This window comes from Adlercreutzia muris (genome assembly GCF_008831045.1).
Taxonomy (GTDB): Bacteria; Actinomycetota; Coriobacteriia; order Coriobacteriales; family Eggerthellaceae; genus Adlercreutzia; species Adlercreutzia muris.
In genome coordinates this window covers 1-1,336 of the sequence record NZ_WAJS01000076.1, presented here as the reverse complement: position 1 = coordinate 1,336, position 1,336 = coordinate 1, and the positions used below count along the sequence as shown (strand labels likewise).

At 64.4% G+C, this 1,336-nt stretch carries 1 protein-coding gene; it reads left to right on the top strand.

What is annotated here, in order from left to right; all coding sequences use genetic code 11:
* Positions 1 to 117 precede the first annotated feature (117 nt).
* Positions 118 to 1,278 carry an IS256 family transposase gene (locus F8D48_RS11425; protein ID WP_151432160.1) on the top strand — a complete coding sequence of 387 codons (1,161 nt, stop codon included), beginning with the start codon at positions 118 to 120 and terminating at the stop codon, positions 1,276 to 1,278.
* Positions 1,279 to 1,336: the final 58 nt, after the last annotated feature.

Here is a 1,336-nt window from a genome sequence, read left to right as displayed (position 1 = left end):
GATAACGTACAATCTCTTGCGCACTTTGACAGCAGCATAGTCTAGATACCAAAAGACACGGCTCCGGCCTTCGGTATGATTTGAGTGTCGAATTCAATCATGCTAGGAGGCTGAGCCATGTCCGATCCCATCGTATCATTCGACGAGGCCGCCATGCGCGGCGAGCTCAAAGAACTCGTCCGCCAGACGGTCGAGGACACCCTGAACGCGCTTCTCGAGGAGGAGGCCGACGACCTCATAGGCGCAGACCGCTACGAGAGGACGGCCGACCGCGAGGCGTACCGCGCCGGCCACTACGAGCGGGGGCTCACCACCACATCGGGGCAGGTCATACTGAAGATGCCCAAGCTCAAGGGCATGAGGTTCGCAACGGCGATCATCGAGCGCTACAGGCGCCGGGAGACCTCCGTGGAGGAGGCCATGATCGAGATGTACCTGGCCGGGGTGTCCACCAGGCGCATCGAGGACGTCTCCGAGATACTCTGGGGCTCGTCGGTGTCCGCCGCCACCGTGTCCAATCTCAACGAGAGGGCGTTCGAGGCCGTCGAGGAGTGGAGGAGCAGGCCGCTGACCCGCCCCTACCCCTACGTCTTCGTCGACGGCATCTACCTCAAGCGCTCCTGGGGCGGCTCGTTCGAGAACGTGGCCGTGATGGTGGCCATAGGCGTCAACGACGACGGCTACCGCGAGGTGATAGGCGCCGCCGAGGGCTTCACCGAGTCCGCCGAGTGCTGGCGGGAGTTCCTCTCGTGGCTGAAGGGCCGCGGCCTCTCCGGCGTGCGCATGTTCACCGGCGACAAGGCCGCCGCCATGACCGGGGCCATCGCCGAGGTGTTCCCAGAGGCTGCCTATCAGCGCTGCACGGTGCACTTCTACCGCAACGTCCTGGCCAAGGTGCCGAAATCAAAGAGGAGCCAGGTGGCGGCCATGCTCAAGGCCATCCACTCCCAGGAGTCGCTGGAGGCCAGCATGGAGAAAGCCAGCGACGTCGCCGCCAAATTGGACGGCATGAGGCTGGCGGCGGCAGCCAAGTGCGTTCGCGACGGCATCGCGGAGACGCTGACCTACACGCGCTTTCCAATGCGGCACTGGCGTCGCATCCGCACCAACAACGCCATAGAGAGGCTGAACCGCGAGATCCGCCGCCGCACGCGAGTGGTGGGCACGTTCCCCGACGGCAAGAGCGCCCTCATGCTGGTGACGGCCAGGCTCAAGTACGTGGCCGACAGCGAGTGGGGATCGAGGAGGTACCTGGACGTGTCGCTGCTGGGCGAGTGATCATGCCGACGGCTGACCGCCGGCTGCTGGAATTTGCGCAAGAGTCTGGACAGTACCA

What these genes read in the sequence shown, in the direction of transcription:
- F8D48_RS11425 (WP_151432160.1), top strand. Translation starts at nt 118, where the DNA reads ATGTCCGATCCCATCGTATCATTCGACGAGGCCGCCATGCGCGGCGAG.